Below are 25,129 nucleotides of genomic sequence, written 5' to 3'. Positions count from 1 at the left end.
GACATCCGTCCGGCCATGCTGGCGGTCTGGTGCGTTCAGGCCCAGGACTTAGCCTGACTGGCGATCTCGGCCATGATGTCGTTGATGCGAGCCGAGGTACCACTGTCCACGCCGGCTTGCAGGCTCTTTTGCATGATGCTGGTGAGCACGCGGGCCTCATCGGCATCGATGCGTCCATCGGCCTTGGCGATACCGAGCAGGTAATTCAGCTCGCCACTGTCAACCTTGCCGTCGTTGGCAAAGCAGGAGATCGATTGCAGCGCGATTTTCAGGTGGGACTTCATTTCGGTCATGGATTTATCCTTGCAGGGTGAACGGGCCGCAATGCTGCGACGCTGCAGCACATTGTGCGACCCGGCGGCACTCTCTTCCAAATCCAGCAAGCGGACTGTTTGCTTTATGTTAACCAGCCCGACTCAGGCAGTGACCGGCTCGGCGCCGCGATTTGCCACGCCGAGGCAGGCATCCCCAGCCACGCAGGCCGCATTGTTGTCGCAGGAGGGGCACAGGCAGGGCACGGCGGCAGCGACAAGCGAACCGCCAGCCGTTTTCGGGCTCGCCTGACTGTGCAGGTAGTTGACATAGGCGATGGCAACCTGGATGTCATTGCCGCCGGCAGGGACGGTGTCATTGCTGGGCGCGGCGAGATTGGCGGCGAACTGGGCCTGGGCGAGGGGGTAAGGCGCAGCGGCGGACGACAGCCCCAGAGCGGTCAAATTCGAGCCGTACTGCAGCAGATAGCTGACATGCAGAAGCATGCGGGCATCTAGCCCTCGAAAAACCCGAGGCCAGCCCTCCGGATTTGCCATTGGACGCGATCCGGGGCTGATTTCATGATGACGACATCGGTGCCGCGCCAGCCTGGCGCTGCCGGGATGAAGGAGATGGAATCATGATTGCCCCGCGCTTTGCCCCCCTGCTGTTTGCCTTGCTGATGGCCTTGTTCATGTCCGGCCTGATGTCGCTGCTGCTGACGCTGATCCACCTCGGCCCGGTGGTCGGCGTTGCGGCGATCTGGCTGCGCGCCTGGCTGCTGGCCTTTGCCGTGGCGTTTCCCGTCGTGCTGCTGGTCATCCCTGCCGTGCGCAAGCTGGTCGGCCTGCTGGTCGCCCCGGCGCGGAGCGCATCGTGAACACGCTCGCGCAGGTGCTCGCCGTCGGCGTGAGCGCAACGCTGCTGATGGATGGCTGGGCGCTGCTGCTCAGGCGGTTTGGCATTGCCTCGCTGAGCTATTGCCTGATCGGGCGCTGGCTGGCGCACATGCCCACCGGCACCTTCACCCATGCCCATATCGGCAAGGCCGCCCCCAGACGGCACGAATGCGCACTGGGCTGGCTGGCGCACTACGCCACCGGCATGGCATTTGCGGCGCTGCTGCTGGCGGTGGATGACTGGTTCGCCAGGCCGCAGCCGGGGCCGGCCCTGCTGGTGGGAATCGCGACGGTGCTGATTCCCTATCTGCTGATGCAGCCGGCGCTGGGCCTGGGCATTGCCGCCAGCCGCGCGCCGGCGCCGTGGGCGGCCAGGCTGAAGAGTCTGGCCACGCATACGGTGTTCGGCACGGGGCTGTATCTGGGTGGCCTGCTGGTTGCCGGCTGACACGAAACAGCGCGGCTGTGGCATCGTCATGCTGCAGACGCAGGCGCAAGGAAGACGATGGAAATCTACCAACTGAAAACCCTGGTCGCGGTCGCGCGCGAGGGCAGCATCACCCGCGCGGCCGAGCAGCTCTTCCTTAGCCAGCCGGCAATCAGCGCGCACATCAAGGCGCTGGAAGACGAGCTGGGGCTGACGCTGTTCGTGCGTACGCCGCGCGGCATGGCGCTCACCGGCAGCGGCGTGCAATTGCTCACGCACGCCGAACGGCTGCTGGCCGGACATCGCGAGCTGCTCACCGAAGCCGCGCGCATCAAACAGCAGGCCGGCGGCACCTTGCGCCTGGGCGCCAGCCGCAGCCCAGATGCGCAATGGCTGGGCCGGCTGCTGGTGCGTCTGGCCGAAGACTACCCGGAGATCGATGTGCAGCTGCAGCAGGGCAGCCCGGACGAGATCGAGCGCGGACTGCAGGACGGCACGCTCGACGCCGGTCTCTACAGCGTGCTCGACGAACTGCCCGAGCGCTTTGCCACGCTGGAGCTGGGCCGCTACGCGCTGCAACTGGCTGCGCCGCCGGGCTGGGTCGATGCCGGCCAGCCACTGGACTGGCAACAGCTTGCCGCCCTGCCGTGGATACACCAGGCCAACAGTGCCTGCAGCGAGCAAGCCATCGCGCGGCTGTTTGCCCGTCACGGCATCCGCCCGGCCAAGCTCTTTCACGTCGAGCAGCACAGCGCCACCCGCACGCTGATCGCCGGCGGCGTGGGGCTGGGCCTGCTGCACGAGCCCGCCGCGCAGGAAGCGGCCGCGCGCGGCGAGGTCGTGCTGCTGGGGCCGGCCGGGCTGGACGTGCTGCTGTGCTTTGCCTGCCTGCCGGCGCGACAGGACGAGCCGCTGCTGGCCACCGTCGCCGATCTGCTGCGCGAACTGCAAGGCGGGTAGGCCGTCACGCCCGCAGCGGCCCGCTCACACTCTTTCACAACTTCACACGGATTGGCACACGGCATGCTGGCAGCATGGCCGCTCCTGAAACCGTGGAGTTGCCCATGCCCTCGTTCCCGATCGCCGCCGGCCTGCTGGCCCTGCTGGCCGGCGCCAGCCAGGCCGCCGAATTCAGCGATGCCGACCTTGCCGGCGACGACGCCGAAAACAGCGCTTTCGCCACCGCAGCCAGCCCGGCCCAGCTGGCCGGAATCTGGCTGGCGCCCGCCTATGGCTACGCGCTGCAGCTCGACAGCGATGCCGGCGGCCAGCTGCGGCTCACCCGTTACGACTTCAGCAGCCAGTACTGTCTGGTTGCCGACCGGCTGCCCCCGCAAAGCGCGGCGGATCTGGCGCAATTGCTGCGCCTGCACGGCGCCAACCAGCTCGATTACCTTGAAGCCGGCCAGCAGGTCACGCCGGGAATCCGCTTTCAGCGCACCGGTGCGCTGCCCGCCCCCTGCCAGCCCGAGCGCCTGCTGCCCACGCAGGATGAGGCCGGCTACCGGGCCGACAGCCAGCGCGATTTCCAGCTGGTCTGGCAAACCTACGCCGAGCTGTATCACGACTTTGGCCTGAGCCGCACCGACTGGGCGGGTCAGCGCCAGCTGGGCGAGCCGCTCAAGCCCGCCAGTGGCGACGCCAGACTCTACGGCGTGCTCACGCAGCTGGTCACGCCGCTGCGGGACGGCCATGTGTCGGTCTACTGGCAGGATCAGAGCCACACCGTCACGCGCAAACCGATGTACCTGTTGCAATCCGCCGCCGACTTCGCGCGCCAGCGCAACTGGTCGCCGCCATTCACCACCGCACAGCAACAGGCCATCGACCGCTACGTCAGCAAGCAGACCCGCCAGCTGACCGCGCTGCCCGAGCGCTACGCGGCGCCGGGCAAGCCGGTGCAGCGCGCGGCCAACAATCTGCTGAGCTGGTTCATGACACCCGAGCGCTACGCCTACCTGAACATCCGCCAGCTCTCCGGATTCAGCGGCAGCGAGGAGCTGGCCAAGGATCTGCCGGTACTGGACGCCGCGCTCGAGCGCATCATGGGCGACGTGCAGAATGCGCGCGCGCTGATCATCGACCTGCGTTTCGCCCCCGGCGGCTTCGACGAAAACGCCATGCGCATCGCCAGCCGCTTTGTCGAGCGCCCCACCGTGGTGTACGGCAAGCAGGCCCGGCTGGGCGCCGGGCGCACACCGCTGCGCAAGGTCACCGTCAAACCGGCGGCCGGCAAGCGCTATGCCGGCCCCATCGTGGTGCTCACCAGCAGCAGCACCTTCAGCGCCGCCGAAGTGCTCGCCCTCAGCCTGCGCAACCTGCCCAATGTCGTGCTGGTGGGCGAAGCCACCGGCGGCGCGCTGTCCGATTCGCTGCACAAGCGCACGCCGGGCGGCGTGCAGTTCAGCCTGTCCAACGAATACTACCTGTCGCCGCAGGGCGAATGGTTCGAGGGAAGTGGCGTTCCCGTGCGCCACGCCGCGCCCTTCCCGACCGACAGCGATGTAGCGCTGCGCCGCGACCCTGGCCTGCTCAAGGCGCGGGCAGTGCTGCAGGGCATGCTGCCGCGCCCTTGATGAGTCCCCCGGGATTTGCATCCGGTAGCAGGCGCAAGCGCGCGACCTTGCTGATCGCCAGCCAGCTGGCCAATCAGCTATTGATCCGGCCCTCTGATGTTTTACTCGTAGGAAATTCAAACTTCTGAGGGGCGGATCAATAACGGCACAGGGCCAGGCTAGCAGGGGCCCAGCGTCTTCCAGAGCGTCGGGCTCGCTTCCGGTGTCCAGCCCGCACCCGCATAAGCGGTATGCGCGACCAGTGCCTGATAGCCAACACCCTTGTAGCTCACCCGTTCGCCCGCCTTGTAACTGCGGCCCTCTTCCCAGGCCAGCCCGCAGCTGCCCGGCGTGGGCGAACTGGTCGGCGTGGCGCTTGGCACGGCTGTCGGCGTGGCGGTCGGTTGCGGGGTCGCGGTCGGGACTGGCGTCAGCGTGGGCGAGGGCATGGCGGTCGGCGTCGCCGTCGGACTCGGAGCGACGGTCGGTGTGGCGGCTGCGCCGCAGGGGCCCAGGTCTTTCCAGACTCCCCACTGGCCGGATTTCGAGGGATCATCGCCGCGCGTCCACCACTTCGCCTCGTAATTGCGGCCATTGAACGTTACCCGCGCGCCTCCCTGGTATTCGCTGCCGGCATGCCATGCGGCAAAACAATTGCTGGCCGGGGTGGGCGTGGCGGTCGGGGGGGCAGTTGGCGTGGGCGTCGTGGTCGGCGTGGCCGTGGGAGTGGCCGTTGGTGTCGCGCTCGGCCCTGGCGTCGGAGTGGCGGTGGGCGTTGGCGTGACGCTGGCCGCACCTGGCTGCCGCCAGAGTCCGGCCGCACCGATCATCGACAAGAGGCGGATCGAGTCGGCGTAATACTCGTTGCTCGGCGTGGCGGCCACGCGATCCCACAGCGCGTTCAGCCAGGCCTGGTTGCTGGCATCGATGGTCGCGCTGACGGCAAACGGCGCGGTGAAGGCATTGGACGTCCAGTTGTTCAGCGGCGTGCCGTTGAGCTCGTAGCCGGAATAGATCCGGCCCGGGTCGCCATTGCTGGCGGTCGTGCGCACCCAGCGGTTCAGCGTCTGCAGCAGCGCGAGCGCGCGCGTGTCGCCGTTGACCAGATAGTCGAGGCTGAAGCGCCAGGGCACGCGGCAATTGTTCCAGCTGTACTTGCCGTCGGTATCGGCTTCGAGGAAGTTCGGCGGCGAGGGCTTGAAGCCGCCGTTGCCGTCCGGAACCATGAAATCGGGCAAGAGGCCGGTGGCCGGCGCGTAATTGCGGTACACGCTGTCGGCGATCTGGTAGGACTTGTCGAGCACGAACTGCCAGCGCGCGTCGCCGCTGGCGGCGTGGAAGGCGCGCAGGTGGGTGAACATGAAATCCGAACCGCGCGTGCTCTTGCCGTAGGTGGCGTCGCTGTCGCGCGCCCAGTCGCCGAGTTTCAGCGTCCACTGGCTCTGGTTCACCGTCAGCGTCATCAGCGCATTGATGGTGTTGAGCGCTTCGGCCCTGTAATTGATCGCGCCGTTCGAGCCCCACAGCTGGTCGGCCAGCAGCAGCGCGTAGGCGGCATCCATGTCGCCGTCGGTGGCGGAGCTGGCGCCTTCGGTATCGACGAGCCTGCCGCCGGACAGCGCCTGCGCCCAGGCCATCAGGTAGGGACTGTTCTGGCTGGGGTGGGCGCGGTAGTAGCGGAACAGCTTGTCGAAGAGCTGCTGTGCTTGTGGGTCGCGCGCGGCCATCTGCGTGACGGCGACCATGCCGAAACCCTGGCCTTCGGACACCACCTGCTTGCCCGACGCCGAACCGAACCACACGTACATGCGGTTGGCGTCCTGCGGGTCGGTTTTCAGGTAGCGGCTTTTCCACGCCGCATAGGCGGCGTCGACCTGCGCCTGGACCTGGCTGCTGCCCAGGTGGCTGGGCTGTATGCTGCCCGGCACATAGGCCATGGCGAGTACCGGGCTGGCCGCCTGTGCCTGACCGGTCAGCGCCAGCGGAGCGCCCGCCAGCCAGACGGCCAGCGCCAGTGTGCGCAGGGTTGCGCGGGGGGTGTGCTGCTGCATGCTTGTCATCCTCCATCATCGGTTTTGTCGGCCGACCAGAGCTTGTGGCATGAGCCGGAGCATGCATTCACGGGTATATCGCCACAGCCCATTCTGGGAAAGGGCTATACGATCATACCCATCAAGACACACTCCAGATCAGCCGCCCTGGCTGGCCGCTTTCATGAATCACAGGGCTGCCGGCACATGCATGAACAGCATGCAGCACAGTGACGCGCCGGACTGCACGCGCACACCATGAATTGCCGGCCGGGACTGACCGTCTGCCGATTTCTGTGTCTCTGTCACGGCATTGACTGCAGTGCCCTGCTGATCCCGTTTTTATTGGCGATGTACCAAAAACCCTGTTGCGCTGATTGATTTGCACGTCATTCCGGCGCAGGCCGGAATCCAGTGACTTCGGCTGATCATGCCGTCTGGATGCCAGCGTTGACCGCAGAATCCCCGTGGGACGCCGGTATGCCGAAGTGCCTCTTGCACACTGCCGCGAAGCAATCAGCGCGAGCAACACGCTTCCGGGACATGGCCAGTTTTTTGCTGTTGCGGCGCCGCTGCGCAGGGCACAGGACGGGAGTGACCGAGCCTGCGCAACGTGCCGCTGGCCAGTGTACGTGCGCCCGCGCGCGCTGCGCGCCAGGGGCTATGCCGACTTCACGAAACGCTAAAACAAAATCATAACAATCAGCCACTTACCACCATTTCATCGCATCGATAACTTCATGAACGGCAGCGTTTGCACCGGGTTTTCGTCGGCTGGCGGCCGGGCCGCGCGCTAGAATGGCGCGCAGCTCGACACGGGGGAGACACGATGCGACGAGGAGGATGGCGCTGGCTGCTGCTGATGCTGGCGATGTGCTGGCCAGCCACGCCGGCGCTCGCCCGCAATGCGCCGCTGCTGGTCGGCTATTACCCCTTCTGGACCATCTACCAGAACCAGAACTCGCTGCCCGCGCAGCCGCTGGCGCAACTGACCCACCTGATCTACGCCCACGCCCGGCTGAATGCCGATGGCAGCGTGGCGCCCGGCGATCACGTGGCCGACCTCAGCTATGCCTTTCGCCCCTCGCCCGGCAGCCCGCCGCTGCGTGGCGGTTATGCGCTGCTGCGCGACCTCAAGCGCAGCCATCCGCAGCTGCGCACGCTGCTGGCCATCGGTGGCTGGAGCTGGTCCACCCACTACCCGCGCGTGGCCGCCGACCCGGCACTGCGCCAGCGCTTCGCCCGTCTGGCGCTGGACTATATCGACACGCACGGCTTTGACGGCATCGACATCGACTGGCAATACCCGGTGATCGGCGGCCCGCCGGGGCAGGAAGCGCGTGCCGACGACCAGTATCACAAGCTGCAGCTGCTGAAGACGCTGCGCCAGACCATGGACGAGCGCGCCCGCCAGCGCGGCCGCCCCTATCTGCTGGCCACCACGCTGGGCATCAACGGCTCGCACCTGCAGCCGGCACTCAGCGGGCAGGAGGTCGCCCATGTCGATTTCGCCCTGGTCGATGCCTTTGACTTTCACGGCGGCAGCCTGCTGCGCACGCGCCACAGCGCCCCGCTTCACGGCCGCGATGCCGACGACCCGCTCAGCGTGGCGCGCAATGTGCGCCGGCTGGCGGCGCTGGGTGTGCCGCCAGACCGGCTGGTGCTGATGATTGATCTGGAAGCCACCGCCTGGGAGGGCGTGCCGGCGCCAGCCGCCGGCCAGCCGGCCAGCGGACGACCCTTTGGCAGCCTTGACGACCCGGCCACGGGCCCGAGCGGTGCGCTGACGCTGGGCGAGGTGCTGCAGCACCGCGCCGACCCGGCCTTTCGCGAGTACTGGGACGCCCAGGCGCGCGCCAGTTTTCTCTACAGCAGCAGCCAGCGGCAGTTCATCAGCTATGAAAGCCCGCGCGCGCTGGCCGAGAAACTGGCCTTCAGCGACCGGGCCGGGCTGGCCGGTGTGGCCTTCTGGCATCTGGGCAGCGATGCGGCCGGCCGGGACAGCCTGCAGCTGCAGGCCTACCGCCATTACCATCCCTGGCGGGGCCGGCTGGAATATGGCCGCCTGCTCTGGCAGGCTCGCCCGGCCTGGCTCGACCCGCTGCTGGGTGCGCTGGGCGCGTTGCTGGCCCTGGCCCTGCTGCTGGCCGGCCTGCGCCACCGGCGGCGACGGCTGCTGCTGGAGGCCCAATGCCGTGAGGTAATCCGCCTGCAGACGGCCTTGTGGCATGCGCTGCCGCTGCTCGCCGGGCTGCAGGCCGCGCCGCCGCGGGTGCGGCAGCGCCTGCCGGCGCACGGCCAATCCGCTCTGGCACAGCTGGAACAGCAGTTGCTGCCCCTGGCGCTGGCTTCCCGCCCGCCAGCGGCGCTCCCCATGCCGCAGGCGGCAAGCCTGGGCGAGACCGCCAGCCTGCCGGCGCTGGCCAAACGCCTGCAGGCGCTGAACCGGCTGACGCAGACGCTGGGCAGGCAGCGCAGCGTCGAGAAAATGCTGGAAGCCGTGATGGATTTTCTCGCCAGCGAACCTGCGGTGCGCGCGGTTGCCCTGCAGCAGGAAGGTGACGAGGAGGACGATGCCAGCCAGGACACCGTCACCACCGGCGCGGGATTGCGCTTCAGCGCGGACCGCACCCGCGCCTGGCTGGACAGCGACGCACAGGCCGGCCAGCTGCTGGCCGTCCAGTTCCATGCTCCGGCCGACGCGGCCGACGAAGCGCTGCTCGCATTGCTGCTGACACAACTGGCCGCCCTGCGCGAGCATCTCACCGAGCTGACGCGCCAGCCCTATGTGCTTTCCGAGCTTTACGAAATTGCCGCGCGCCGCGAACGCCTGCTCTTCATCCGCGCCGACAAGGGGTATAGCGGCATCCATTGCCTGGACGGCAGCCCGCCGCTGCACGTCACGCTGCGCCTGCGGGCAATCCGCCTGTATTTTCCCGACGAGCTGCTGCTGCCGGTGCACCGTTCCTATCTGGTCAATCCGCGCTTTGTGCGCGGGGTGGAACAGCTGGGCAAGGGCCGGCATGTGCTGCGCATCGGCAATGAACGCATTCCAGTCCGCCGCCAGCAACTGCCGCGCCTGCGCGAGCGCTATCCGCAGTGGTTTGCCGGCTGAGCCGGCAGCGCTGCGGCCCGGGCTGCGCAAGGCGGCAGGAATCCGCAGTCACCCCCAGGTATCACTACACACCCTTTTACAGAAAAGGGCTGCAGCCACATACCCACAGCACCATCTTCAGGGCAGCAATTGCAGAAGGCGTGCGCGCTGCAGCAGCTGGATGGCGTTGCCGGCATCGAGCTTGGCCATGAGGTTTTCGCGGTGCTTGTCGACCGTGCGCGCCGAGATCACCAGCCGGGCGGCAATCTCCTGGCTGGACTGGCCGGCGGCAATCGCCTGCAGGATCTGGAATTCGCGCGGCGTCAGCGTCACTGCCACGCTGCCCAGGCGCTCGCTGGCGGCCGGGCTGAGGTAGCGTTCGCCGGCAGCAACGCGGGCGATCCCGGCCAGCAGCTCGGCTCCCGCGCCCTCCTTGAGCATCAGGCCGTCGGCGCCGGCATCCAGCAGCTGCCGCAGCACCGCCCCCGACTGCACACCGGTGAGCACGATGATGCGCAGTGCCGGGTAGCGCTGCTTGAGCCAGGCCAGCACGGCCGCGCTGTCGTCGCCGGGCATCTGGTAATCCATCAGCACCATGTCGGTGGCGTGCTGCTGCACCAGCTGTTTCAGCGTGGCGGCATCGCCCGCCTCGGCAACGATGCGATAATCGGCGTTTTGGGCGAGCAGGAATTTCAGTCCCTCGCGGAACAGGACGTGGTCGTCGGCAAGGATGAAGCGCATGAGATTCGGAATGGCGGGCAGTTGGCTGGCGCTGATTGTCACTGGTTTGCTGCTGTTCGCCAAGCCGCTGGCCGCGGGCGAAGGCACGCCGGCACTGCGCGTGCAGACGCTGCCGCACACGCCGGCCGGCATTCCGGCCGCCAGCGCGCCCTGGGTGGAGGGCTGGGTACGCGGCGATGACGAGCGCCGCTGGCTGCGCGTGCAGTTCGTCAGCGCCACGCCGCAGCGCCTGCTGCTGGATGTGGGCGTGCCGGATATCGAGTATCTGGCGCTGTATCGCGGCAGCGGCCCGGCCGCCAGCCGCCTGATTGAATTGCACAGCGACAGCCCCTACGCCGCCCGGCCCTGGCCCGGACGGCGGCTGGCGCTGCCGCTGGATGTCGCGGCCGGGCAGCACGAATACCTGCTGCAGTACCGCGTGCATGGCGATACACCACTTGAGTTGCAGCTCCATACCCCTGAAGAGCATGCCAGGCGCCTTGCCGACGGCAATCTGCTGACCGGCCTGGTGATCGGCAGCCTGCTCGCGCTGCTGCTGCTGGCACTGCTGCATTACGCCATCGAGCAGCAGCCGGCCTATCTGTATTACGCGGTGACGCTGCTGTGCGCGGTGCTGTTTCTGCTGCAGATCGGCGGATTTCTGTTTGGCTGGCTGTGGCCGAATGCCGGCAGCTGGAATCAGGCTGCACCGGTGTGGCTGCAGGCGGCCATCCATTGCAGCCATGCGGCGTTCACCATCAATCTCTTCGACTTGCGCCGCCGCGCGCCGTGGCTGTGGCGCGCCTATCTGGCCCTGATGGCGGCGGCGCTGGCCAGTGCCGTGCATTACCAGCTCAGCGGCAGCATGGACCTGCTGCTGCCACTGGCGCTGCTGCATCTGCCGCTGCCACTGCTGGCCGGCGCCCTGGCGCTGCGCCAGCGCCTGCCGGCGGCGGGCTGGTATCTGGCCGGCGCAATCTGCCTGCTGCTGTTCGTCAATGTGCTGTTCGGCCTGAGCGTGCTGGGCATACTGAGCGGCCTGCCGACCTTTGCGCTGCCGCAGATCGGCTACCTGCTCGAAGCGCTGTGCTTTGCCGCCGCACTGGGCTACCGCATGTTCAGCCTGCAGCGCAGCCATGCCCGCCATCTGGAAGCGCGGCTGCTGGAGGCCGAGCAGCTGGCGCAGGCCGAAGCCGACAAGCTCGCCCTGCAGGCACGCAACCAACGGCAGCAACTGGAGCTGGCTGCCGCCGGGCATGACCTTTCGCAGCCGCTGGCGGCGATCCGGCTGGCGATCCCGGCCTTGCAGGCGCAAGCGGGAACGGCAAGGATCAGCGAGCACATCGAGCAGGCGCTGGCCTACACCGAAGGCCTGCTGCGCGAGCTGATCGCCGATGCGCGGCACGGCCAGGGCGAACATCTGCTGGCGCTGGAAGACGTGCTGATTGCCGCCTACCAGCGCCACCTGAGCGCCGCTGAAGCCAAAGGCCTGCGCCTGCGCTATGTCGCCACCGGCCTGCAGCTCGCCGCCTCGCCCACCGTGCTGGCACGGCTGCTGGACAATCTGCTGGTCAATGCCATCCGCTATACTGAAACCGGCGGCGTACTGATGGGTATACGCCGGCAGCCCAATCAAATACTTATTCAGATCTGGGATACAGGCAGCGGTATTGCGCCAACCGAGATCCAGCAGCTGCTGCAGCCCTTCCGCCAGAGCGGGCGACTGGCCGCCGAGCGCCACGGCCACGGCCTGGGGCTGCACATCGTGCAGACGCTGTGCCAGCAATCGGGCTATCAGTTCCGCATCGCCTCGCGCCCGGGGCGCGGCAGCTGCATGAGCATCGTCATCCCGCTCCCGTGCAGCTGATCCTATTCGGCTGCTCATGTGGAGCAGATCAGGTTTCGCCCAGCCGGAAGCTCGGCACTGCCGTACCGAAACAGCGCGGCGACGGCACCTCGACACGGGCGTGGTCCAGCGCATGCGCCACGCGCTGCATGTTCACCTCGTCGACGACAAACCAGTCCACCTGCGCCAGATGCACTTCGCCGCGCTGATGGATCGCGTGATACAGCGCCATCGCCTCGGCAAAGCAGCCGAAAATCACGCCTTTCGAGAGCATCAGCATCGACCATGACAGCGGCCCCAGCACGTAATGCAGGCGCTCGCTGAAGGCATTGCCGGCATCCTGGCGCACGACCGCATCGCGACAACGGGCATAAGCGTCGATGTCCAGATTGGCCGGCTCGGCCACATCGACCACCAGCAAGCGCCGCCCCGGCTGGCGCAACAACTCGATGGCTGCCGGGTCGAGTTTGGCCGTGCTGCTGTGTGTGCAGGCAATCACCGCATCAACCTTGCCGAGCAGGGCCAGATCGGTGCTCACCGCGATGCCGTAGCGCTCGCTGATCTCGGCCAGCGCGCTGGCGTTGCCGCCATAGCCCAGCACCTCGTACCCCGCCTCCAGCAATTGCCGGGTCGCCGCCTCGCCCAGAATGCCGTAGGGGCCGATGACCAGCACGCGGGCGTGATGCAGCAGCCGCGCCTCGCGCAGCGCACGGCGGATGTCGCTCCACAGCATGGTGGCCGTGCCATTGTCTCCGATGGTAAAGAGCAGATTCGGAAAGCGCGCCTTCAGCGCCCGGCCATCGCGCCCGAACAGACGCTTGGTTGAAGCAGCCAGCAGAATCACCCTGGCGCCGCGCTGCTCGGCCCATTCGCAGGCAGCAATGAAGAGCTGCTGCGCCCGCTTGCGCCCTTCCTTGCTCAGCATTTCTTCGGCCGTCACATCAATGCCACGAATCCGTCCGGCCACACCGTTCAGATACACCCGCGGGCCATTGGCATGCCCGCTGCGCGGCCGCCAGCGGCCAAAGAAACGCTGGCGCTCGGCCTCGTCACGCAGATTGCTGATGAACACCACATCCACCGCCGCCTGCCCGGTCAGCAGCCGCCACCAGCCGCGCACATCGCACAGCGCCACCAGCCAGCGCCACAGTTCACCCATCATTACCGCTCTCCTTGTTTGCAATGTCCGCATTCTGCAAACCGGCAACCCCGCGTTGAATACGCAATTTTGCGTAATTGCAGGATGACAGAGGCTCACGGCACTGCAATTACGCAGATTTGCGTATTCATCCGGCATGGCGGCTTCACGACAATGCGCAGCGTCCAGCCAGGGCACCGTCAGCCTGGCGAAAAACAATACCAAGGAGACGAGCATGACCAACACCCTGCGCTTTACCCCCCTGTTTGCCGCGCTGCTGTTAGCCGGGCTGGCAGCCAGCCCGCTGGCCCGCGCCGGCGACGAACTGGCCGGTGGCAATACGGCAGGTTCGACCGGCTCCGTGGCCATCGGCACCGGCAGCGAAGCCACTGCCGAGGACGCCACCGCCGTCGGGCAAGGCAGCGCCGCCTCGGCCATCCGTGGCACGGCACTGGGCAGGAACAGCAATGCCACAGCGGAAGCCGCCACCAGCATTGGGTTCAACAGCAATGCCTCGGGCATCGGCGCCAGCGCGGTTGGCAACTACAGCGCGGCCAGCGGTGAAAGTGCCGTGGCCATCGGCAGTACGGCACAGGCCACGGACTATTACGGCGTGGCGCTGGGTGCGGACAGCCAGGCCACCGGCTCGCGCAGCATTGCCGTCGGTGGCTTTGCGCAGAGCAGTGCCAGCGAATCGATCGCCATTGGCAGCGATGCGCTGGCCTCGGGTGACCATGGCCTGGCCATTGGCAACGCCTCGCAGGCCACGGGCAGCTATGCGCAAGCCATCGGCCCGAACAGTCAGGCGACCGGCGACAGCAGCATCGCACTGGGGGCAGCCAGCAATGCCAACGGCGAAAGCGCGCTTGCACTGGGCAGCAATAGCGAGGCCAGCGGCAAGTGGAGCAGCGCCAGCGGTGGCAGCAGCAATGCCAGTGGCGAAGCCAGCGTGGCTCAAGGCTTTGGCAGCAGCGCCAGCGGTGAAGCCAGTACGGCCGTCGGCAGCTTCAGCAGTGCCACCGCACAGGCCAGCACGGCTGTCGGCTCATCCAGCGTGGCCAGCGGCATCTATAGCGCGGCATTCGGCAATGACAGCCATGCCACCGCTGAAGATGCATTGGCAGTCGGCGGAAACAGCAATGCCAGCGGCCAGGGCAGTACCGCCGTGGGCAGCAGCAGCAGCGCCACTGGCGAGAAAAGCATCGCGCTGGGCAAAGACAGCACTGCCGGCAATGATTTCGCCATTGCCATCGGTGGCAATGCCAGCGGCCTTGCCAGTGTGGTCATCGGCAGTGATGCCGATGCCAGCGGCGAGCGTGCCGTCGCCATTGGCGAAACGGCTTCTGCAGGTGGCGGCAACGCCGTCGCCGTCGGCAACCTGGCCTCCGCCGCAGGTGCCAGCAGCAGCGCCTTCGGCAGCGAAGCCAGTGCCGATGCCCTGCAGGCAACAGCCATCGGCTCGGGCAGTGTGTCCGGTGGCGATCAATCCATTGCGGCCGGCGCCAGCAGCTCGGCCGGTGGCACCGGCGCGGCCGCCTTTGGCTACCTCAGCGATGCCAGTGGCGAAAACAGCAGTGCGATCGGCAGCAACAGCCGCAGCACCGGCAGTAATGCCACGGCGCTGGGACATGACAGCAGCGCCGATGGCAGCCACGCCACCGCTCTGGGCAGCGGCAGCACAGCCAGCGGAGAAGGTGCACTCGCCACCGGCGGCAACAGCAAGGCCAGTGGCAATAATGCGGTGGCCCTAGGCTATGGCAGTGAAGCGCATGGCGCTGAGGCGAGCGCGCTGGGCAGCAATAGCAGTGCATCGGCGGCACAGGCGACGGCGGTCGGCAGTGGCAGCAGCGCATCCGGCATCAAGAGCATCGCGCTGGGCAACGGCAGTACCGCCAGCAATGATTACGCGATTGCGGCAGGCGGAAAAGCCAGCGGCACATCCAGCACAGCCATCGGTTACAACAGCAGCGCATCCGCCAGCAACGCCAGTGCGCTCGGAGCCGGCAGCACGGCCAGCGGCAGCAATGCAACGGCGATTGGCGCGGACAGCAGCGCCACCGGTGACATGGCGACTGCACTGGGAAGCGGCAGCCTCGCAAGCGGCAAGTGGTCGGTCGCCAGCGGTGGCAAGAGCGTGGCCAGCGGCATGAACTCGGCAGCCTTCGGCTTTGACAGCCAGGCCAGTGCGGACAACAGCACCGCACTGGGCAGCAATAGCCGTGCATCAGCTGTGCAGGCAACAGCCGTCGGAAGCGGCAGCAGCGCAAGCGGCGTGCACAGCACCGCCCTCGGTAGTGGCAGTATCGCCAGCAGTGATTACGCCATTGCCGTCGGCGGCCGGGCCAGCGGCCAGGCCAGTACGGCCATTGGCACGGGCAGCAGCGCTGCTGCCGATGACTCCACCGCGCTCGGTGCCCTGAGCATTGCCAGCGGCAACAAGAGCAGCAGCTTCGGCAACGGCAGCTCAGCCACGGGCGATACGGCCACGGCACTGGGAAGCGGCAGCCTCGCCAGTGGCACGTGGTCGGTCGCCAGCGGCGGCAAGAGCGTGGCCAGCGGCATGAACTCGGCAGCCTTTGGCTTTGGCAGCCAAGCCAGTATGGACAACAGCACGGCGCTGGGCAGCAATAGCAGTGCATCGGCGGCGCAGGCAACGGCCATTGGCAGCGGCAGCAGCGCAGGCGGCGTGCAGAGCATTGCGCTCGGTAGCAACAGCAGCGCCAGCAGCAATTTCGCCATTGCCGTCGGCGGCAAGGCCGGCGGCCTGGCCAGCACGGCCATCGGCAAGGACAGTAGCGCAACCGCCAACGACTCCACCGCGCTTGGCACCCTGAGTAGCGCCAGCGGCAACAAGAGCAGCAGCTTCGGCAGCGGCAGCTCGGCCAGCGGCATGTGGTCGGTCGCCAGCGGCAGCGACAGCAAGGCGAGTGGCGACAGTGCGGCGGCCTTCGGTTATGGCAGCGTAGCCAGCAAGGATGAGAGCACGGCGCTGGGCAGCAATAGCCATGCAGCGGCGGCGCAGGCGACGGCCATCGGTAGCGGCAGCAGCGCAAGCGGAGTGCAAAGCCTGGCCCTCGGCAGTAACAGCATCGCCAGCAGCAATTTTGCGATCGCCGTTGGCGGCAAGGCGAGCGGTCTGGCCAGCACGGCAATCGGCAAGGGCAGCAGCGCAGCCGCCAACGAGTCCACCGCGCTTGGCGCACTGAGTGCCGCCAGCGGCAACAAGAGCAGCAGCTTCGGCAATGGCAGTTCAGCCAGCGGCGATGCGGCCACCGCGCTGGGAAGTGGTAGCTCGGCAAGTGGCAACTGGTCGATCGCCAGTGGCGGCAACAGCGTCGCCAGCAGCAATAATGCCGTAGCTTACGGTCATGGCAGCATGGCGACAGCCAGCGATGCCACGGCCATCGGTGCGAATGCCATCGCTAGCCACAACAATTCGGTCGCCCTCGGCAGTGGCTCGCGCACCCAGGCCGAGAACACGCTCTCGGTCGGCTCCGCGGGCAATGAACGGCGCATCAGCAATGTAGCCGCGCCCCTGCTCGACACGGATGCCGCGAACAAAGGCTACGTTGACATCCAGTTTGACCAAGCACTGGATGCATCGAACCAGGCACGGACCATCGCGGCACGAGGCATAGCGGCGAGCATGGCGGCAGTACCCCAGCTTGTGCTGGCGCCCGGAGAAACCGGCTTTGGCATCGGCATCGGCCATTACGATGGCCAGAGCGCGATAGGGGTAAGTTTCACCCATGTCAGCACCTCGGGCATGCAGCTGAACATTGGCGCCGGACATTCTGGCAAGGGCAAACCGGCCTTCCGCACCGGACTGGGCTGGAAGCTCTAGGCTCTGTTGAGGTTTGATTGATTTTTACGCGATGGGCAGCCCCCCCATGCTTGCCGGATGCTTTGTCGCCAATGCTTGAAAATGCGCGCATTTTCTTGTGCTTGGCTTCGCACCCCGGCAAGTTGGCGGGGCTGCGTAATAACTGATCAACCCTCAGCAGAGCCCAGTACGGCTTAAGGCCACCCGCAGGCGGCCTTATCGGGTATTGCTACACAGCCCTTTATAGGAAAGGCCTAGCAGGATATATATACCAAGGTATAAATCACCACTTCATCTCGCCCTTGGCGACCTTGGCGCTGAGTTCCAGCGAGGATTCTTCACCGGCTTGCGGGTATTGCGCTTTCAGCGCGGCAATCAGCTCGGCCGAATTCTGTGCCCTGGCGGCAGCTGCGCGGAAGGCCTTGATGTAGTCGCGGGTGAAGGTCACGGCGCTGAGATCGTGCGCGGTGCCGGCGGCATAGTGGCCCGGGATTACGGTTTTCGGCTTGAGCGCGGCGATGCCGTCCAGCGTCTTCAGCCAGTCGAGCTGGGACTTGTCGCTTTGCGTGTCGGCCATCCACACATGCAGGCCGTTGAAGTTCACCACGCCACCGACCACGGCCTTGATCGACGGAATCCACACATAGCTGCGATCAGGCTGCGGGCCCTTCAGATCGCGCACCTGCAGCGTCTGGCCTTCCAGCTTCAGCGTGTCGCCCTGCAACTCCTGCGGCACGATGGTGGTCGCCGGCGCATCCTTGCCCAGCTTCGGCCCCCAGAAGGCCAGTTTCTTGGCGCGGGTGTGCTCGATGTGCTCGATGGTGGTTTTGGTGGCCAGCACCTTCACGTCCGGGTAGGCGGCCTTGATGGCTTCCAGGCCGAAGTAGAAGTCCGGATCGCCGTGGCTGATGTAGACCGCGGTCAGCTGCTTGCCGCTGGCGCGGATCATTTCGACCACTTTTTCAGCTTGCGCACGGCCAAACTGCGCGTCGATCAGGATGGCATCGTGCTTGCCGGATACCAGTACCGAGGTCACCGGGAAAATGGCCTCGTGGCCGGGGTTGTAGACGTCGAGCTGCAGCGGCTCGGCGGCCAGCGCCGGAGCTGCGGCGCTCAGGCCAAAGGAAACGAGGGCGCCGGCCAGCAGGCGGCGGGCGAAGGTGCTGGTGCGAGTCATGATCTTGCTCCTGTGTTGGTGTGTGCGTGAATGCATGAGCGGCATCTTAGTTGCGGCAAACCATGCAAAAAAGCGCATAATCAGCACAGATTTATTGCGAAATTCGGGCAAATCATGGACAGACTGACCGCCATGCGCGTTTTCGTCACCGTCGTCGATACGGGCAGCCAGTCGGCTGCGGCCGAACGGCTGGATCTGTCGCGGCCGGTGGTCTCGCGCTATCTGGCCGAGCTGGAAGACTGGCTGGGTGCGCGGCTGATGCACCGTACGACACGCAAGCTGACGCTCACGCCGGCCGGCATGGAGCTGCTGCCGCGCTGCCGCCAGCTGCTGGAGCTCAGCGGCGAGCTGCAAAGCGCCGCCACGGCCAGCGATGCCGCGCCGCGCGGGCTGTTGCGCATCACCGCGAGCAGCTCTTTCGGCCATGCGGTGCTGGCGCAACGGGTTGCCGAGTATGTGGCGACGCATCCCGGCGTGACGGTGGACATGCAGCTGCTCGACCGCGCGGTGAATCTGGTCGAGGAGCGCATCGACCTGGCGATCCGCATCGCCGGCGAGCTCGATCCCAACCTGATCGCGCGCCGGCTGGCCGATTGCCCCTCCGTGCTGTGCGCGGCGCCGGCCTGGCTGGCGCAACACGGCATGCCGGGCGAGCTGGCCGATCTCGCCCGGCACAATTGCCTGACGCACAGCTATTTCGGCAAGAGCCTGTGGCAATTCACGCGACGCGCCGATGGCGAGCCTGCCAGCGTGGCGGTGAGCGGCAACCTCAGCGCCAACGATGCCACCGCGCTGCAGCAGGCCTGCGCGGCCGGCGCCGGGCTGGCCATGCTGCCGGTCTATCTGGCGCAGCCCATGCTGGAAGCCGGCAGCCTCGTGGCGGTGCTGCCCGACTACGCACCGCGCCGGCTGGGTATCTGGGGGGTCTACAGCTCGCGCAAGCACCTGCCTGCCACGCTGCGCAGCATGCTGGATTTTCTGGCGCAGCGACTGGACAGCCCGCACGTGAACTGACCCCAAGACAAAGCCCCGCAGCAGCGGGGCTTTGTCTTGGGGGGCAAGCTTTACTGCCCGGCGAAATGGCGGATATGGCCCAGCAACTCGTCTTCCTGATAAGGCTTGCCGAGGAAGACATTCACCCCCAGCTCGAAGGCGTAGTTCTTGTGCTTGTCGGCGGTGCGCGAGGTGATCATGATGATCGGAATCTCGCGCGTGCCGTCATCGGCGCGGATATTGCGGGTCAGCTCGAAGCCATCCATGCGCGGCATTTCGATGTCGACCAGCATCACCGAGGGCTTCACGTCGTGCAGCTGCTGCAGGGCATCGACGCCATCCTTGGCGGTGACCACCTGATAGCCTTCGCGCGTCAGCAGACGACTGGTGATCTTGCGCACCGTCAGCGAATCGTCGACCACCATCACCACCGGCGCCACGGTCAGCTGCTCGTCCACCGCGGCGGCGCCAGCCACGGCGGCCTGGCCCTGCGGTGTGGCCTGCTGGGCCGCGGCGCTGATTTGCGGCGCCATGGCCAGCAGGGCCAGCGGATTCATGATCAGCACGATTTCGCCGGTACCGAGCACCGTCGCCCCCACCACACCGGGAACACGCGCCAGCTGCGGGCCGATGGGCTTGACCACGACTTCCAGGTTCTTCACCAGCTCGTCGAGGTGCAGCGCAATCCGCTCGGCGCCGGAGCGCAGCAGCACCACGGTGCTGTAGCGCTTCTGCTCCGGCAGCGTCGTGGCATCGCCCAAGAGGCGCGGCAGATAGGCAAAACGGTAGCGATGGCCCAGCCATTCCTGTTCGCGGGTGTCGTAGAGGCGCTGCAGTGCTTCCTGTTTCAGTTCCTGCACCTGCTCGATCATCACCGACGGGATGGCGATCAGCCGTTCGCCGGCCTTGACCAGCAGCACTTGCGTGACGGCCAGCGTCAGCGGCAGATGGATGGTGAAGGTCGAGCCCTGACCGGCGCTGGTACTCACATCAATCTTGCCGCCAAGGTTGGAAATCTCGTTCTTCACCACATCCATGCCGATGCCGCGGCCCGAGAGCTGCGTGACCTGGCTGGCAGTGGAGAAGCCCGGCTCGAAGATCAGCTGACAGATGTCCTGCTGCGAAAGCTCCTGGTCGGCGCGGATCAGGCCCTTCTCGATGCCCTTGGCGCGGATGCGCTCCAGATTCAGGCCCTGGCCGTCATCCTTGAGCTGCAGCACCAGTTCGTTGCCTTCCTGGCGCACTTCCAGCTGGATTTCGCCAAACTCGGACTTGCCGGCGGCCAGACGCGCCTCGGGCGACTCCAGCCCATGGTCGATGGCGTTGCGCAGCATGTGTTCGAAGGGCGAAATCATTTTTTCCAGCACGCCACGGTCGATGTCGACGCGCGCGCCCTTGATTTCCAGGTTGACCTTCTTGCCGGTTTCCTTGCCGGCCTGACGGGTCAGACGATACAAACGATCCGACACGCTGCCGAACGGCACCATGCGCACGCGCATCAGGCTTTGCTGCAGCTCCTTGGTCATGCGCGACTGCGCCAGCAGCGCGGCGCTGGATTCGTCCAGATTCTTCAAGAGGTTGTGCTGCACGGTCGCCACGTCATTGACGCTTTCGGCCATGAAGCGGGTGATTTCCTGCAGGCGGGTGAAGCGGTCGAATTCCAGCGGATCGAAATCGCCGTGGCTGTCCTGCAACTCGCGATTGCGCGCCTGCATCTGCGACTCGGCCTGGATTTCCAGCTCGCGCAGCTGGGTGCGCAGCCGGGAAACGTTTTCGGTCAGGTCCATCAGCGACGACTTCAGCGCCAGCATTTCGGCTTCGATGCGCGACCGCGAAATCGCCACTTCACCGGCCTGGTTGACCAGCTGGTCGACCAGCTCGGATTTCACGCGAATCGAGGTCTTGCTGTCGCCTTCGGCGGCGGCGAGCAGCTGGCGCGGCGCTTCGCGCGCCACGGCAGCCTGCAGTACCGCACTGGCGGGCGCGGCCTCGTCGTCGGCAGGCGCCGCCGGAGCGGCAGCAGCACGGCCATTGAGCTCGTCAAACAGCGAGAGCATCAGGTCGTATTCGGCATCCAGACCGGCCAGCAAGGCCGGACCGATGTCGCCGCCGGCTTCGATCAGGCGCGACTCCATGTGGTGGGCGACTTCACCCATGCGCATGGCGCCAGACATCCGCGCGCTGCCCTTGATGGTGTGCAGCGTGCGCTTGATGCCCTTGATGACTTCTTCCACCGGGGCATCGGGTGCCGCCAGTGCGCGCAATTGCCCGGAGAGCTGCGGCAGCAGTTCATCGGCTTCTTCGATGAAGATCGGCAGCAGTTGTTCGTCGATGTCGTCGGCCAGTGCCGGGTCGAGTTCGGCGTGCACGGCTTCGCCGGCCAGCATTTCCGGCATGGCGGCAGCACTGGCTACGCCAGCGGCGGCCAGCGGCAGGCCGGACAGCAGCGCCTCCGGCCCCAGCGGCCCGGCAGCGGGCTCGACCGCCTGCGCCTGCAACTCGACTGCGGCTTCGGATTCGGCCTGCAGTACCTCGGGCAGCGGCAGTGCTTCATCCAGCGTGATGCTGACTTCGCTGCCCGTCACGGCATCCAGGATCAGCTCAGGCGCTTCGGCCGCCGGCTCGTACTCGGGCGCAAGGCGCGGAGACTCAAGCCAGGCGTCAACGGTTTCCGTGGCTGCGGCGGCCGGCGCCTCCAGTAGGATATCGCCTTCATCCGGCAAGGATACCCCAAGATCGATAGCCTCAGAACCCTGAACCTCATTGGGCTCTGACGACATACCCTCTGCGGCGACAACTTCAGCACCATCCGGAACCACTGTCTCGCCAAGCTGCAGATCGAGCGTCAGCAGTTCATCGGCTTCCAGTTCTGGCAAGAGCTCGAGATCCTCAAGCACCAGCGCCTCGCCGGCATCCTGCAATTCCGGCTGCGGCTCGGGCAGGCCAGCCTCGCTGGCCAGGGGCTCATCCAGACTGATGCTGGCCAATTCGGCAAACGCGGGGGCTTCTACAGACTCAGCCGCAGCCTCGGCAGGCGCGGCGATTTCTGCGGGGGCCGGCGCAGCGGCGTCGGACGCAAGCAGCTGGGCAGATTCGGCCAGCGCAGCATCAAGGTCGAGCTCGAAGGCGGAAAGCTCGGGCAACGCCTGCTCGGCAGCGGACTGCTGAACCGCACGGAGTGGCGGCATCTCGCCCACGTCTGCGAGCAACAGTTCATCGGCGAATACCGCGGCAGGCTCATCGGCTGCCTGCGGGGCGGCGGGCTGCGGAGCTGCTGTGGTGTCGAAATCAGGCAAAACCAGCTCGGAGAGCGGCTCAGCCGCGCTCGGTGCCTCCAGCGGCAAGGCCTCTGCCGCCGGCAAGGCGGCTGCAAAGTCCGTGTCCAGCGCCGGCAGCATGTCTGCAGCCGGCTCAACGGCCAGCGGCACGCTCAGCGGCTCGTCGGCGTCCAGCTCGATGGCGAGGCTGTCCTCGTCTGCTGCGGCCTGCGGGCGCATGGCCTCCAGACGGGCGACACAGTCGGGAGCCGCCTGCGGTGCGCGCTGGGCAAAAATGTCTTCCAGCATGGTGCTGAGCAGGCCAACGGCCTCGACAAACATGGCAACATGCTGCACTGCATCGGCGCCCAGCTGCTGCAACGCATGCTCGAGCGCGTAGGCCAGCTCGCCCTGCTCGCGAAAGCCCGTGGTCGAGACGATGCCGCCCAGCGTGTGCGCCGACAGCACAAAGCTTTCCTCGACAATGCCGCGCTCCTGCAAGACGGACACGCCATGCTGCAGCGTGGCCAGCCGCTCGGCGGCTTCGTCGCGGAAAATGTCGAACAGCGTGGTCGACACGGTAACGGTGCCGATCTGCAGCTCGTCGGGCGTGCTGACCGTCAGCGGCTCGGCCAGATCACTGGCCGCGCCAGCGTGGGCATCGGCGCTTTCGGCTGGCGCGTCGAGGCTTTCCTTCACCTGTTCCGCCGCATGCTCGATGATACTGGCTTCCACGGCAGCGACGCCGGTAGCCTGCAGCTGGGCCACCCAGCCCGCAAAGGACTGGTGGGCACTACCGATCAGCTCCAGCAACGCGCGTGAAACCGGGCGTTCGGCCTGCAGCCACTTGTTGAGCACTTGCTCGATCACCCAGGCAACCTCGCCCAGCTGATTGAGACCGACCATGCGGCCACTGCCCTTGAGCGTATGGAAGCCGCGTCGAATCACGGTCAGCGCTTCGCGATCATGCGGATTGGCTTGCGAAATCGCCAGATGCTCGGCGATGGTGGCCAGCACTTCGACGGCTTCTTCGAGATAGACTTCGAGCAGCTCGGCATCGACAGCGGCTTCGGAAACCGGCAGCGGGCGCTGCGGCTCGGGCTCGGCCGGCACCACCGCTTCCACCGGTGCATGCAGCTCGGCCACGGCGCCTGCCGGCAAGAGATGCTCCGGCTCCTGCTCGACATCCAGCGCCTGTTGCAATTCTTCCGGGGCGGCGGTCGCGGCGTGCTTCTTGCCGGTCAGCTGCTCCAGCAGCGGCTGCAAGGTCAGCTCCTGATCGCGGCCCTGCTCCAGATCGTCGACGAAGAAACCCAGGGCGGATAGCGCTTCGGCCAGCCGCTCGAGTTCCTGTTGTTCGATGGCTTCGTCCGTGCCGGCATAGCGCTGGATGCGCAGTCGGCATTCTTCCAGCAGCGAGACGGCCAGCGGGCGCTCCAGCATCATCAGCGCGCCCTGTACCTGGCGCAGCATCGGCTCGGCGCGTCCGAGATCGGCTCGCGCCTCGGGATTGCGGAAGAAGGCATCCAGCACTTCTTCCAGATCGCGCAGATTGATGCGCATTTCGTGCGCCAGCTGCGCCAGCAGCAAACGTTCCTGCGCGGCCTGGCTCACCACGTCCAGATGAGGCAGATCACCGCCCTGGCCAGGGTTTTGCAGACGGGCCAGGAGCGCATCGACCTGCAATTCAAAGTCATCGGCCTGCAGCGGATACGCGGCAAGCGCATGGTCGGCCAGCAGCAGGCCGGTGGCGAATTCCAGCGCAAAGGCTTCGCTGACCGCATCCGCAGCCAGCGTCAGGGATTGCTGCAGGCCACTGCACAGGCGTGCGAGCTCCGGCAATGCCAGCGCGGCCTGCTTTGCGGCAAAGTCGTCCACCTGCTGGCGCACGGCGGGCAGGCGGTCACGCTGACCGGCAGCCAGTCGCGACCAGGCATCTTTCAGCTGCGCCAGTTCATCGCGCAGGCGACGCGCTTCGCGCTGCGCGGATTGCGCAGCCGGTGACATGTCGCTGTCCTGATCCGGCAATAGCGAATGCAGCTCGAAGCTGTTGACCAGCAGATGGGCGAGATTGCTGTCGGTATCCAGCTGGGCCAGCACATACAGCATGTCGCGGAACAGGCGTTCGGCTACCTTGTTCGAGCCTTCGGCCAGTTTGCGCAACTGCAGATTCAGGCGCAGCAGCAACTGTCGTGGCGGCAGATCGAGCGCGGACAGATTGCGCGAGCTTTCCAGTGCATCCAGCAGCGCGGTGGCCGTCCACCAGAAGGCGCGCGCCACCGAGCTGGTCTGCACCTTGGCCAGATCGGCCAGTGCCGAGGCCATGACGCGGGCAATATTGGGCTGCCCCTTCAGATAGCGCAGCAGGCCGCTTTCAAACAGCGCACGCCGCTGGCGCACAAAGGCCGGCCAGTCGCTGGCGGCCAGCTTGTGCACCGGCAGGCTGTCGGGCAAATCGAGCATCAGTTGCGGGAAAAACAGCTCCGCGCCGGATGTCTCTGCGCCGCGCGCGCTGGCCAGCTCGCGAAAGCTGGGCAACAGCGCCAGCGCCACATTGGGCATGCCGCTGGAAAGCCGCTCGAGATACTGGGCCATTTCCAGCAGGGCCTGGTCGAGCACCGGCGGCACCTCGACCTCGGCCTGCCCTTCCAGATGCATCAGCAGCTGTTCGGCTTCTTCGCAAAATCGTGCCAAGCCGGCCAGTTCGACCAGCTCCAGCGCACCATAAGCCTGGTGCAAATGGGTACGGGCATGGCGCAGGGAGGCGGCATCACCACTGGTGGCGGCTTGCTGCAAGGCTTCGCGGGAACGTTGCAGGGCGCTGTCAATCTCGCCCTTTACCCAGACCAGCGAACCTTTATCGAATTCGGTATGAACGCTCATGGGGAAACCCCGTTGCAGAGTGGCGCCCGGCCGGG

General features: G+C 66.5%; 15 protein-coding genes. 8 read left to right on the top strand and 7 right to left on the bottom strand.

Features of this window, described 5'->3' with window-relative positions:
- Positions 1 to 35: 35 nt before the first annotated feature.
- Positions 36 to 293: a hypothetical protein gene (locus C515_RS0117030; RefSeq protein WP_028456477.1), complete on the bottom strand. Its 258-nt coding sequence runs from the start codon at positions 291 to 293 to the stop codon at positions 36 to 38.
- Positions 294 to 416: 123 nt separating this feature from the next.
- Positions 417 to 758 carry a hypothetical protein gene (locus C515_RS0117025; protein WP_028456476.1) on the bottom strand — a complete coding sequence of 114 codons (342 nt, stop codon included), beginning with the start codon at positions 756 to 758 and terminating at the stop codon, positions 417 to 419.
- A gap of 134 nt (positions 759 to 892) precedes the next feature.
- On the opposite strand from C515_RS0117025, the gene C515_RS0117020 reads away from it, so the two are divergent.
- The 4 genes from C515_RS0117020 (at position 893) to C515_RS22780 (ending at position 4,154) form a co-directional block, all read left to right on the top strand.
- Positions 893 to 1,132, top strand: a complete 240-nt coding sequence (locus tag C515_RS0117020; protein ID WP_028456475.1) for a DUF2798 domain-containing protein — start codon at positions 893 to 895, stop codon at positions 1,130 to 1,132.
- Positions 1,129 to 1,599 (top strand): DUF2938 family protein, encoded by a 471-nt coding sequence (locus C515_RS0117015; protein ID WP_028456474.1) that lies wholly within the window; start codon positions 1,129 to 1,131, stop codon positions 1,597 to 1,599. Before C515_RS0117020 ends, C515_RS0117015 begins: the two co-directional genes overlap by 4 nt.
- A gap of 57 nt (positions 1,600 to 1,656) precedes the next feature.
- Positions 1,657 to 2,538 carry a LysR family transcriptional regulator gene (locus tag C515_RS0117010; RefSeq protein ID WP_028456473.1) on the top strand — a complete coding sequence of 294 codons (882 nt, stop codon included), beginning with the start codon at positions 1,657 to 1,659 and terminating at the stop codon, positions 2,536 to 2,538.
- Positions 2,539 to 2,642: 104 nt separating this feature from the next.
- On the top strand, positions 2,643 to 4,154 hold the full coding sequence (locus C515_RS22780; RefSeq protein ID WP_028456472.1) for a S41 family peptidase: 1,512 nt from the start codon (positions 2,643 to 2,645) through the stop codon (positions 4,152 to 4,154).
- Positions 4,155 to 4,312: 158 nt separating this feature from the next.
- On the opposite strand, the gene C515_RS24835 is transcribed toward C515_RS22780, so the two are convergent.
- Positions 4,313 to 6,184 carry a glycosyl hydrolase family 8 gene (locus C515_RS24835; RefSeq protein WP_051305056.1) on the bottom strand — a complete coding sequence of 624 codons (1,872 nt, stop codon included), beginning with the start codon at positions 6,182 to 6,184 and terminating at the stop codon, positions 4,313 to 4,315.
- 808 nt (positions 6,185 to 6,992) lie between these two features.
- Between C515_RS24835 and C515_RS0116995 the strand changes: the two genes are divergently transcribed.
- Positions 6,993 to 9,278 carry a glycosyl hydrolase family 18 protein gene (locus C515_RS0116995; RefSeq protein WP_081687033.1) on the top strand — a complete coding sequence of 762 codons (2,286 nt, stop codon included), beginning with the start codon at positions 6,993 to 6,995 and terminating at the stop codon, positions 9,276 to 9,278.
- A 117-nt stretch (positions 9,279 to 9,395) separates the two neighbouring features.
- On the opposite strand, the gene C515_RS23805 is transcribed toward C515_RS0116995, so the two are convergent.
- Positions 9,396 to 10,040 (bottom strand): response regulator, encoded by a 645-nt coding sequence (locus tag C515_RS23805; RefSeq protein WP_211234100.1) that lies wholly within the window; start codon positions 10,038 to 10,040, stop codon positions 9,396 to 9,398.
- Here C515_RS23805 and C515_RS22770 point away from each other — a divergent pair.
- On the top strand, positions 9,997 to 11,844 hold the full coding sequence (locus C515_RS22770; protein ID WP_158380859.1) for a sensor histidine kinase: 1,848 nt from the start codon (positions 9,997 to 9,999) through the stop codon (positions 11,842 to 11,844). The two genes, C515_RS23805 and C515_RS22770, sit on opposite strands and share 44 nt — an antisense overlap.
- Before the next feature lie 28 nt (positions 11,845 to 11,872).
- Here C515_RS22770 and C515_RS23800 read toward each other — a convergent pair whose 3' ends face one another.
- The gene (locus C515_RS23800; protein WP_028456468.1) at positions 11,873 to 12,985 is read right to left on the bottom strand and encodes a hypothetical protein; all 1,113 of its coding nucleotides are present in this window, start codon (positions 12,983 to 12,985) and stop codon (positions 11,873 to 11,875) included.
- A gap of 211 nt (positions 12,986 to 13,196) precedes the next feature.
- Between C515_RS23800 and C515_RS0116975 the strand changes: the two genes are divergently transcribed.
- A complete protein-coding gene (locus tag C515_RS0116975; RefSeq protein ID WP_028456467.1) occupies positions 13,197 to 16,805 on the top strand; it encodes a hypothetical protein in 3,609 nt (1,202 codons plus the stop codon).
- A gap of 262 nt (positions 16,806 to 17,067) precedes the next feature.
- Here the strand turns inward: C515_RS0116975 and C515_RS0116970 are convergent, their stop codons facing one another.
- Positions 17,068 to 17,961: an MBL fold metallo-hydrolase gene (locus C515_RS0116970; protein ID WP_028456466.1), complete on the bottom strand. Its 894-nt coding sequence runs from the start codon at positions 17,959 to 17,961 to the stop codon at positions 17,068 to 17,070.
- 114 nt (positions 17,962 to 18,075) lie between these two features.
- Here C515_RS0116970 and C515_RS0116965 point away from each other — a divergent pair, with 114 nt between their 5' ends.
- Positions 18,076 to 18,975: a LysR family transcriptional regulator gene (locus tag C515_RS0116965; protein ID WP_028456465.1), complete on the top strand. Its 900-nt coding sequence runs from the start codon at positions 18,076 to 18,078 to the stop codon at positions 18,973 to 18,975.
- 50 nt (positions 18,976 to 19,025) lie between these two features.
- Here C515_RS0116965 and C515_RS0116960 read toward each other — a convergent pair whose 3' ends face one another.
- Entirely contained in the window at positions 19,026 to 25,094 is a 6,069-nt protein-coding gene (locus C515_RS0116960) for a hybrid sensor histidine kinase/response regulator (protein WP_028456464.1), read from the bottom strand.
- Positions 25,095 to 25,129: the final 35 nt, after the last annotated feature.

The organism is Chitinilyticum litopenaei DSM 21440, assembly GCF_000428145.1.
Classification (GTDB): domain Bacteria; phylum Pseudomonadota; class Gammaproteobacteria; order Burkholderiales; family Chitinibacteraceae; genus Chitinilyticum; species Chitinilyticum litopenaei.
The sequence above is the reverse complement of the archived record's forward strand: the minus strand, read 5'-3'. Positions and strand labels throughout refer to the sequence as shown.

Coding starts and splice junctions, on each gene's coding strand:
- C515_RS0117020 (WP_028456475.1), top strand. CDS start 893: ATGATTGCCCCGCGCTTTGCCCCCCTGCTGTTTGCCTTGCTGATGGCC.
- C515_RS0117030 (WP_028456477.1), bottom strand. CDS start 293: ATGACCGAAATGAAGTCCCACCTGAAAATCGCGCTGCAATCGATCTCC.
- C515_RS0116995 (WP_081687033.1), top strand. CDS start 6,993: ATGCGACGAGGAGGATGGCGCTGGCTGCTGCTGATGCTGGCGATGTGC.
- C515_RS0116970 (WP_028456466.1), bottom strand. CDS start 17,961: ATGACTCGCACCAGCACCTTCGCCCGCCGCCTGCTGGCCGGCGCCCTC.
- C515_RS22770 (WP_158380859.1), top strand. CDS start 9,997: ATGAGATTCGGAATGGCGGGCAGTTGGCTGGCGCTGATTGTCACTGGT.
- C515_RS0116965 (WP_028456465.1), top strand. CDS start 18,076: ATGGACAGACTGACCGCCATGCGCGTTTTCGTCACCGTCGTCGATACG.
- C515_RS24835 (WP_051305056.1), bottom strand. CDS start 6,184: ATGCAGCAGCACACCCCCCGCGCAACCCTGCGCACACTGGCGCTGGCC.
- C515_RS0116975 (WP_028456467.1), top strand. CDS start 13,197: ATGACCAACACCCTGCGCTTTACCCCCCTGTTTGCCGCGCTGCTGTTA.
- C515_RS0116960 (WP_028456464.1), bottom strand. CDS start 25,094: ATGAGCGTTCATACCGAATTCGATAAAGGTTCGCTGGTCTGGGTAAAG.
- C515_RS0117010 (WP_028456473.1), top strand. CDS start 1,657: ATGGAAATCTACCAACTGAAAACCCTGGTCGCGGTCGCGCGCGAGGGC.
- C515_RS23800 (WP_028456468.1), bottom strand. CDS start 12,985: ATGATGGGTGAACTGTGGCGCTGGCTGGTGGCGCTGTGCGATGTGCGC.
- C515_RS0117025 (WP_028456476.1), bottom strand. CDS start 758: ATGCTTCTGCATGTCAGCTATCTGCTGCAGTACGGCTCGAATTTGACC.
- C515_RS22780 (WP_028456472.1), top strand. CDS start 2,643: ATGCCCTCGTTCCCGATCGCCGCCGGCCTGCTGGCCCTGCTGGCCGGC.